The following is a 9,118-nucleotide window of genomic DNA, read 5'->3' as shown; positions in this document are numbered from 1 at the left end:
CGCCGGGTGTGGCGGGGTCGGCGTCGCCGGCGAGGACCGGGAAACACCGGGTGTGTGCGCACTCGTCCGCGAGGCCGGCGACGTCGGCGGGCGGCTCGAGCAGCGAGACGAACCGCCCGCCGCGGGCGGCGAGGATCAGATGCGCCCCGATCAGCGATCGTCGCAGCGCGTCGGCGGCGTCCACGGGTGCGTCGCCGGTGTTCTCGACGGCGAGATCCAGGCGCATCGCCGCACCGGTTCCGGCGGACGGGCCCCGCTCCACGCGGACGACGGCGTGCACCGGCCACCGCGTGCGTACCACCCGGCCGGTGACGGCACCGTCCGCGGCGGTGAGCAGTTCGATGTCCGCACCGCCGGGAACGGCGACCGGAACCGTACGCGGGACGGCGAGTTCGGTGACCGGCAGCGGCCCGAGGGGAATCTCGCATTCCACGGCCTCGTCCCACCCGATCCACGAGCGGCCCGCGACGGTCAGTTCGGCCACGGTGACGTAGTCGTCGCCGTCGCGGCGCTGCACCGTGCGGGTCTGCAGTTGCAGGAACCGCACGACCACGTCGATCGTGGCGTCGGCGCGCAGTGGGCGCAGCACGCACTGCGTGGCCAGCGCCGGCTCCTCGCCGATCCCCGCGGCGGCGGCGCCGGGCGGGCCGAGCACACCGAACTGCCAGCGGGAGTGGTTCTTACGGGAACTCGCCCGGTACGGGTACAACAGGTACCCCTCGTACAGCACAGCGTCGGCCACCGCTCGCACCCGATCAGCCTGTCCCTGCACGGTCACGACGCCGCCTCCCCCGCGCCGGTCGCCGCGGCCGGCCTCGCCTCGGCCGCGGCGAGCAGTTCGGTGACCGCCGCGTCGAGATCGGTGTGCCCGTGCGCCACCTTGTACCGGGTCAGCGCGGCCAGCGTGTCGTGCCCCATGCGGGCGAACCCGGTGCCGGGGAAGTGGCTGCGGATCATCTCGTGCCACACCGAGACCGGCAGGTCGTAGCGGGCCTCGCGGTCCCACGGCACCGGCTCGACAGCCACCCCGCCGCCGCCGCGGCCGAACACCGTCCCGCTGAACAGCAGCAGCAGCGGCACCGCGCCGTCGTCGAGGGCGTGCAGATACCGGGCGGCCGCGACCTCGAAGTCGTACGTGCACGGCAGCGGCAGTGCCGTCTCGCACTCGCCGGCGAAGCCCGGCACCATCGTGGACGTCTGCAACCACGCGAACGAGGAGAGGGTGCTGCCCCACCGGTCGCGGGTGCCGAACAGGTCCCCCAGGGCGGCCTCGGCGTCCGGACCGTAGCGTCGGCGGGCCGGTTCCAGGCGCACCTGGCAGCGCAGCGCCACGCTGTGCACCGGCGCACCCGTGGTTTCCCGGATCCGGAGGCGCGCCGAGAGGCTCGGGGTGGCGGCATACGGTTCGGGAGCGATGTCGACGACCGTGAAGTCCAGAGCGGTCACGCCTGCCCCCTCGCCGGGACGGGACGGCTCCGCCGGGCGACCTCCGCGAAGAAGGCGTCGAGCTCGGCACGGGCATCGGTGCCGCCGTCGAAGCCGCGCCAGACCCGTCGCAGCCGGCCGACCAGCGCGTAGCAGGCGTCGATGGGCACCAGATGACAGTCGGCGGCGCCCCGTCGCGGAACCCGCACGAGCAGCGCCTCGACGTCCGGCAGCGGGGGCACGAGCGACGGATTGCCGCCGCACAGCGCCTCCCAGGCGTCGAGCGGCAGCTCCGATTCGGTCGCGCCGGCCGGGCCGGGATAGAACGCGACGGTCCGGCCCAGGGTCGAATTCCGGAAGAAGAACGCCAGGTTCACCGGGATCTCGAGGCTCGCCCAGGCGCCGGGGGTGAGCGCGAACTCCGGGAAGGACAGGTACCGCTCCGGCACCGCCCGGTAGCGCAGTTCCGCCCCGGGATCGGTGAACAGCAGACAGCAGGCCCGGCACACGCACATCAGCTGGCGTGCCTGCACGTCGACGACGTGCCCGTGCCCGTCGCCGATGCCCACGGCGCACATCTCGCAGCGCTCCCCCGCCGGCCGAGGTGCGGCGATACGCTGCAGGACCTCGAAGGGGGACGGCATCACGCCACCCCGGCGGGCACGGCCACCGACAGCACGCCGTCCCGCACCAGCACCGGCACCGGTTCGAGGTGTTCGTCGCCCGCGTCGAGCCGGACCCCGGCACCGCGCACGTCGAAGTGCGCCGCACAGGTCGGGCACCGCAGCACCGCCGCGTCCGCCCCGGCCCCGGCCCGCCGGTGCAGCGCCGCGCCGGCGAACGCGTGGGTGCAGACCGGGCACCGGTCCCGGTAGGCGAGGAGCTCACCGGCGACGCGGCACACCAGAACCGGCAGGCCGGCGACGACGAAGCCGCCGACCTCACCTTCCGGGATCTCGTCGAGTTCCGGCGCCGCACACCATGTTCCACGAACATCGGAATGCACCCGGGTGAACAGCGCCGCCGCGGGAATGAGTCCTTGCCCCGTGGACCCGGCGGTCTCGACCTCGAGTTCGGTGATCTCCGGCGCCGCCGCCCGCACCGCGTCCTGCACGGCCAGCTCCAGGGTCACCGCCGACGACGGGCATCCGTGGCAGCTGCCGAGCAGACGCAACCGGACCACGTCGTCGCGGATCGCGACCAGCTCGACGTCCCCGCCGTGCGACCCGAGGTACGGGCGCACCCCGTCCAGCGCCGTGCGCACCCGGGTCTCCACGTCGTGCGGGTGCAGCCCGTGGATCAGCAGCAGGCTGGCGACCAGGTCGTCGCGCGCCAGGTCGTCCATCGCGCCGGGATACCGGGCCAGCGCGTCGCAGATTCCGGCGAGTCCCGCCCCGTAGAGTCCCATCACCTCCCGGACCAGGTCCTCGGCCCGTTCGCGCGCCGCCGGCCCGGCCGCGGAGCTCGCGTCCAGCAGTGCCTCGATACGTTCACCCGACTCCCGCCATCGCTCCATCCGTCACTCCCCGGTGACCGACTGGGTCGGCGAGTGCAGTTTCTCGAGGGTCTTCCCGTCTCCGAGGTACATGTGCACCCCGCAGGGCAGGCACGGGTCGAAACTGCGCACGGTGCGCATGATGTCGATGCCCTTGAAGTGCTCGCGGTCGTTCTCCTCGAAGATCGGCTGCCCCTGCACCGCATCCTCGTACGGGCCGGGTGTGCCGTAGCTGTCGCGCGGGCTGGCGTTCCACGGTGTCGGCGGATACGGATGGTAGTTGGCGATCTTCCCGTCGCGGATCACCAGATGATGCGAGAGAACGCCGCGCACCGCCTCGGTGAACCCGCAGCCGATGCCCTCGTCGGGGACCTCGAACGGTTCCCAGGTCTTGGTGCGGCCGGCCCGGATCTCCACCAGCGCCTTCTCGGCGAAGTGCAGGGCGCACGCAGCGGCGTAGGCCTGGAAGTAGGTGCGGGCCCGGTTGCGTTCGAGGGTGTTGCTGCCGTGCTGCGGGATCTTCCACTCCAACGTCACCGGCCCCTTCAGCGCGGTCTTGGGGAGGTTGATCTGCACGCTCGACCCGGTGGACTTGACGTAACCGATGTCGACGAGCCCGGCCAGCGCCGTCGACCACAACCGGGCCAGCGGCCCGCCTCCGGTGTCGAGGGCCAGGTAGTCGGTGCCGTCGAACCAGCGGGGCGACATCACCCAGCTGTACTTGTCCTCGAGATCGCGTTTCTGTGGTCTCGGATTGGTGTGCTGGTTCCAGGGATGGCGACGGTCCACCGGATTGCCCAGCGGATCGGTCTTCACGAACATCTCCTGATCCGTCCAGTCCTCGTAGTACGAGGAGCCGAGCAGGATGCGCAGGCCCAGGTTGATGTCCACCAGCGAGGTCGTCACCAGCTTGCCGTCGACGACCACCCCCGGGGTGACGAACATCTTCCGGCCCCAGTCCTCCATGTCCCGGTAGGCGAAGTTGCACGTCTCCGGGTCCTGGAACGAACCCCAGCACCCGAGCAGGGTGCGCCGCAGCCCCACCTTCTCGTACCCCGGCAGCGCCTCGTAGAAGAAGTCGAACAGGTCGTCGTGCATGGGCACGACCTTCTTCATGAACTCGACGTAGCGCATGAGCCGGGTCAGGTAGTCGGTCATCAGCTGGATCGTGGCGACCGTGCCGACACCGCCCGGGTACAGGGTGGACGGGTGCACGTGGCGACCCTCCATGAGACAGAACATCTCCCGGGTCGAGCGGCTCACGTGCAGTGCCTCGCGGTAGAACTCGCCGGTGAACGGGTTGAGCGAGCGCATGATGTCCGCGATCGTGCGGTAGCCGTGCTGGTCCGCCCGGGGGGCGCGGGTGTTCTCGGCCTTCGCCAGCACCCCCGGATTGGTCTCGGAGACCATCTTCTCGCAGTAGTCGACCCCTACCAGGTTCTCCTGGAAGATGTTGTGGTCGAACATGTATTCCGCGGCCTCACCGAGGTTGACGATCCACTCACCGAGGTGCGGCGGCCTGGCGCCGTACGCCATGTTCTGCGCATAACAGGAACAGGTGGCGTGGTTGTCCCCGCAGATGCCGCAGATGCGGCTGGTGATGAAATGCGCGTCGCGCGGGTCCTTGCCCTTCATGAACAGCGAGTAGCCACGGAAGATCGACGAAGTGCTGTGACATTCGGCCACTTCGCGGTTCGCGAAGTCGATCTTCGTGTAGATACCCAGACTGCCCACGATTCTGGTGATCGGATCCCACGCCATCTCCACCAGGTTGCTGCCGGCGGCGGGATCGGGGACGGTGGCTGTCATCGGGCTGCCTCTCTCGGGGCGGGACTACCAGGTACGGGTCGCGCCGGTGGTGAGTTCCGTACCGGGCGTACGCCAGGACGGCTCCTTGTCCAATGTGCTCTTCGTCAGGCTCCGCAGCTGCCGCACGGCCGAGCCGTACACGCCGACCGCCCGCGTCGAGAGCTTCCCCCCGGGCGGCTCGTCCATGAACGGCATGAACTTGTCCGGGAAGCCGGGCATCGTGCAGCCGATGCAGATACCCCCCACGTTGGGGCATCCGCCGATTCCGTTCATCCAACCACGTTTGGGGACATTGCATTTGACAACCGGCCCCCAGCAGCCGATCTTCACGATGCACTTCGGGGAGCCGTACTCGGTGGCGAAGTCGCCCTGCTCGTAGTACCCGGCGCGATCGCAGCCCTCGTGGACGGTGATGCCGAACAGCCACTGCGGCCGCAGCGCCTCGTCCAGCGGGATCATCGGCGCCTGATTCGTCGCCTGGTACAGCAGGTAGGTCAGCGTCTCGGACAGGTTGTCCGGCTGGATGGGGCATCCCGGCACGCACACGATCGGGATACCCGCCTTCGACTTCCATTCCCAGCCCAGGTAGTCGGGCACGCCCATCGCGCCGGTCGGGTTACCGGCCATGGCGTGAATGCCGCCGTACGTGGCGCAGGTGCCCGCCGCGACGATCGCCGTGGCCTTCGGCGCCAGCCGGTCGAGCCACTCGCTGGTGGTGATCGGTTGCCCGGTCTCTTCGTTGTTGCCGAAGCCGGACCAGTACCCCTCGTCGTGCAGCTTCTCGTTGGGGATCGAACCCTCGACCACCAGCACGAACGGCTCGAGCTCGCCGCGGTCCGCCTTGCGGAACCATTCGAGGAAGTCGTCCGCACCACCCTGGGGGCCGCATTCGAAATCGATCAGCGGCCAATGCACCGCGACCTTCGGCAGCCCCGGCAGCGCGCCGAGTGCAATCTCTTCCACACTGGGTTGCGTGGCGGCGGTGAGAGCCACGGAATCGCCGTCGCAACTGAGCCCGGCGTTGATCCACAACACGTGGATCAAGGCCTCTTCGGCCGCCTGGGCCTCGGGTGTGGGCATGCCGACCACCTTCCGGAGCGCCCCACGCTCCTGCGCCGCAGGAGTCGACCCTCGGCCCACTTGCGCGGCGCTTTCTCTATTAACGCCCCGTTCCGGAGGGATGTCAACGAATCATGATCGTCCCGACCGGCGGTCGGCGATCCAGCGATACCACGCCTCCATGCCCTCCCCCGTGGTGGCCGACACCGCGAGCACCTCCACGCCGGGGTTGACCGATCCGGCGTGGCGGACACAGGTTTCGAGTTCGAAGTCGACATACGGCAGCAGGTCGACCTTGTTGACGACGACGAGATCGGCGACCGCGAAGATGTGCGGATACTTGAGCGGTTTGTCCGTTCCCTCCGGCGTCGAGATGAGCACCACCTTGGCCTGCTCCCCCAGATCGAAGAGGGCCGGGCACACCAGATTCCCCACGTTCTCCACGAACAACAGCGTTCCCGGAGCCGGATCCAGGGCGGTGAGCGCGTCGTGCATCATCTGCGCGTCGAGATGGCATCCGGCACCGGTATTGACCTGCACCGCGGCGCATCCCGTCGAGCGGATGCGCTCGGCATCGAGCAGGGTCTCCTGGTCGCCCTCGATCACCGCGATCGGCGCGGAGCCGGACAGCTCACGGATCGTTCGTTCGAGCAGGGTGGTCTTGCCGGCCCCCGGCGAACTCATCACGTTGATCGCCGTCACGCCGCGACCCGCGAGCCACCCTCGCGTACGCTCGGCGAGCAGGTCGTTCTTCGCGAGCACCTGCTGTTCGAGAGTGACGGTCTCGGTCTGCACGGGCGCACGGTCGTGCTCGTGGCCGTGGCCGTGCTCGTGGCCGTGGCCGTGGCCGTGGCCGTGCTCGTGGTCGTGCTCGGCGCCGTGGGGAAGGTCGTGCGCGTGCGGCACCGTGATTCGCGGCCCCGCCTCGTCGTCACAGCCACAGGTGGCACACATCGCTTCAGCTCACCTCCATCGACACGATGCGAAGCTCGCGACCCGACCGCACTTCGACATCGGCACTTCCGCAGGAGCACAACAGAATCGGATCGAACAATGCGAATTCGGTCCCGCAGTCCCGACAGTGCCCGACACCGGCGGGCGTCTCGATGTCCAACCGTGCACCTTCCGCGACGGTGCCCACCGTGACCAGCCCGAAGCAGAACAGCATCGAGTCGGGGATCACGGCACACAGCGCTCCCACCGCGACGCGCACACTGTGCACGCGACGGTCGCCGGCGTGCTCGCACACCGCGTCCACGACGCTCTGCGCGATCGACAATTCATGCATCGCGGCCCCACTCCGCCCACCTCACGGGCTCGTCTTCACGATAGGCCGCGGGCCCGCCCCGGGGACGCGGAATCAGATGCTTCCGTTCTCCGGGGCGGCGTGGTCACGGTCCGGGTGCGTGTGCCCGGCGTGCTGGTGGGTCGCGCCGATCGAATGCAGCAACTCGTGGACCGTCTCGTCCACGAGGCGGTACCGCACCATACGACCCTCACGCTCCGCCGCCACCCAGCCCTGGTTGCGCAGCAGGCGCAGCGCGTGGGACACCGCGGTGCCGGTCATCTCCAAGGCTGCGGCAAGGTCCGTGACACAGATGCCCGGCGCGTGGTGCAGGCACAGCAACAAGCGCAGCCGGTTCACGTCGGACAACAGTTCGAAGCGGTGGGCCCACCGGTCGATGTCCGGCGTGTGCAGTGCCGCAACGGCGCGCTGCACGTCGGCGGGGTCGAACATTGCGCCGGACGTCATGGCTGAAGTCTACGAACCCGCGGGCCGTCGTAGTGCCCACACCCGTACTGCGGGTACGGACGGGATACCCCCCTCGTCCCACGACACGGTCCTACAGTGGAAGGGTAGACCGTGGCCGTGCCGCAGGCGCGGCGTCCGCCGCGCCACAGGGGGTGCCCCGATGATGGAGGAAACTTCGGTCCGCGATCTGCCTCGCGCGCTGGGGAACGAAAGCCTGACCCGTCGGCTGGCGGAGTGCCGGCCGGCGGTGTTCCTGGACTACGACGGAGTACTCACTCCGATCGTGCCGCGACCGGAGGACGCGGTGATCTCGGACGGCATGCGCACCGTGGTCCGGGAACTCGCGTCACGCTGCCCGGTATGCGTCGTCACCGGCCGGGACCGGGCGGTGGTGCAGCAGCTGATGGGTATCGACGACCTGGTGGTGGCCGGCAGCCACGGCTTCGACATCTGGACCCCGCAACGCGGCTCCGTCTCCGACGACCGCGTCGCCCGGTTCGCGGACCTCGTCGCGGCGGTGACCGACCGGCTCCGCACCGAGATCGGGGCGATCCCCGGGGCGCTGGTGGAGCCCAAACGGGCGTCGGTCGCCGTGCACTACCGGCTCGCCGAACCCGCCGACCGGAACCGGATCGCGACGGTCGTGCAGGGGCTGCTCGCCGAGTACCGCGGCGAGCTGAAGGTCACCCCGGGGAAGATGGTGTACGAGCTGGCGCCCGCCGTCGACTGGGACAAGGGCCGAGCCGTGCTGTACCTGATCGAGGTGCTCGACCTCGACTCCGCCGGCACCGTACCGGTGTACCTGGGCGACGACATCACCGACGAGGACGCCTTCCGGGCGCTGCGCGGACGTGGGATCGGCATCCTCGTCGGCCGGGCGGACGATCCGGAGATGGCAGGCCGGACCACGGCCGCCGAGTTCGTGCTCTCCTCCGTCGACGAGGTGGAGCGCTTTCTGACCGCACTGGCGCGGTGATCGCGGACCACGCCACGGGAGTCCGGGAGGGAACGTCGTGCAGGAGCCGAAGTTCGAGCTCGACTACGACCGGTTCGACAGCGCGTCGGAGGGACTGCGGGAGGCGCTGACCTCCACCGGGAACGGCTACTTCTGCACGCGCGGCACCGCCGAGTGGGAGGACATGAGCCCCATCCACTATCCCGGCACCTATGTGCACGGGATCTACAACCGCGAGACCACGATCATGGGCGGACGCCCGGTACTCAACGAGGACCTGGTCAACGTGTCCAACTGGCTCGTCCTCAAGCTGCGCATCGAGGGCCAGGACGCGGTCCGGCTCGACAACGTCGACGTGCTGTCCTACCGGCACACCTACGACATCCGGCTCGCCACGGTGATGCGCGAGCTGCGGTTCCGGGACCGCTTCGGGCGGGAGACGACGCTGCGGAGCCGCCGCTTCGTGAGCATGGCCCACAGCCACCAGGCCGGGATCGAGTGGACGCTCGTCCCGGAGAACTGGTCGGGGCAGATCGAGGTGGTCTCCGCGCTGGACGGTCGCGTCACGAACCAGATCGTCGCCCGCTACCGGCAGCTCGAAGGGCGCCATCTGGATCCGGTG

9 protein-coding genes and 2 pseudogenes are annotated in these 9,118 nt (G+C 69.6%); 2 read left to right on the top strand and 9 right to left on the bottom strand.

The features are described 5' to 3' along the window. The 9 genes and pseudogenes from CQZ88_RS31660 to CQZ88_RS23290 all read right to left on the bottom strand — a co-directional run. Positions 1-778 (bottom strand): annotated as a pseudogene (locus CQZ88_RS31660) (hypothetical protein); the annotation flags it as partial. Then, positions 775-1,446, bottom strand: a complete 672-nt coding sequence (locus tag CQZ88_RS23325) for a DUF6084 family protein (protein WP_006941981.1) — start codon at positions 1,444-1,446, stop codon at positions 775-777. The gene CQZ88_RS23325 and the pseudogene CQZ88_RS31660, both read right to left, overlap by 4 nt. Further along, on the bottom strand, positions 1,443-2,069 hold the full coding sequence (locus CQZ88_RS23320) for a DUF5947 family protein (protein ID WP_029547183.1): 627 nt from the start codon (positions 2,067-2,069) through the stop codon (positions 1,443-1,445). Before CQZ88_RS23320 ends, CQZ88_RS23325 begins: the two co-directional genes overlap by 4 nt. Beyond that, complete coding sequence (locus CQZ88_RS23315) at positions 2,069-2,941, bottom strand: NifU family protein (protein WP_029547182.1); 873 nt, start codon at positions 2,939-2,941, stop codon at positions 2,069-2,071. The genes CQZ88_RS23320 and CQZ88_RS23315 overlap by 1 nt, the downstream gene beginning before the upstream one ends. 3 nt (positions 2,942-2,944) lie before the next feature. Further along, positions 2,945-4,729, bottom strand: a complete 1,785-nt coding sequence (locus tag CQZ88_RS23310; RefSeq protein WP_029547181.1) for a nickel-dependent hydrogenase large subunit — start codon at positions 4,727-4,729, stop codon at positions 2,945-2,947. Between the two features lie 24 nt (positions 4,730-4,753). Beyond that, positions 4,754-5,809, bottom strand: a complete 1,056-nt coding sequence (locus tag CQZ88_RS23305; RefSeq protein WP_029547180.1) for a hydrogenase expression protein HypE — start codon at positions 5,807-5,809, stop codon at positions 4,754-4,756. A 111-nt stretch (positions 5,810-5,920) separates the two neighbouring features. Beyond that, complete coding sequence (gene hypB, locus CQZ88_RS23300; RefSeq protein WP_102800379.1) at positions 5,921-6,742, bottom strand: hydrogenase nickel incorporation protein HypB; 822 nt, start codon at positions 6,740-6,742, stop codon at positions 5,921-5,923. A gap of 4 nt (positions 6,743-6,746) precedes the next feature. Continuing rightward, the gene (locus tag CQZ88_RS23295; RefSeq protein ID WP_102800378.1) at positions 6,747-7,076 is read right to left on the bottom strand and encodes a hydrogenase maturation nickel metallochaperone HypA; all 330 of its coding nucleotides are present in this window, start codon (positions 7,074-7,076) and stop codon (positions 6,747-6,749) included. A gap of 72 nt (positions 7,077-7,148) precedes the next feature. Continuing rightward, positions 7,149-7,526, bottom strand: coding sequence for a metalloregulator ArsR/SmtB family transcription factor (locus tag CQZ88_RS23290; RefSeq protein ID WP_006942001.1), 378 nt, complete (start codon positions 7,524-7,526; stop codon positions 7,149-7,151). 178 nt (positions 7,527-7,704) lie between these two features. On the opposite strand from CQZ88_RS23290, the gene otsB reads away from it, so the two are divergent. Both otsB and CQZ88_RS31655 read left to right on the top strand, forming a co-directional pair. Beyond that, complete coding sequence (otsB, locus tag CQZ88_RS23285) at positions 7,705-8,517, top strand: trehalose-phosphatase (protein ID WP_029547177.1); 813 nt, start codon at positions 7,705-7,707, stop codon at positions 8,515-8,517. Positions 8,518-8,554: 37 nt separating this feature from the next. Further along, a pseudogene (locus CQZ88_RS31655) lies at positions 8,555-9,118 on the top strand (glycoside hydrolase family 65 protein); the annotation flags it as partial.

This window comes from Rhodococcus sp. ENV425, from assembly GCF_002887785.1.
Taxonomy (GTDB): Bacteria; Actinomycetota; Actinomycetes; order Mycobacteriales; family Mycobacteriaceae; genus Rhodococcus; species Rhodococcus aetherivorans.
This window is presented reverse-complemented; position numbering and strand designations above follow the sequence as displayed.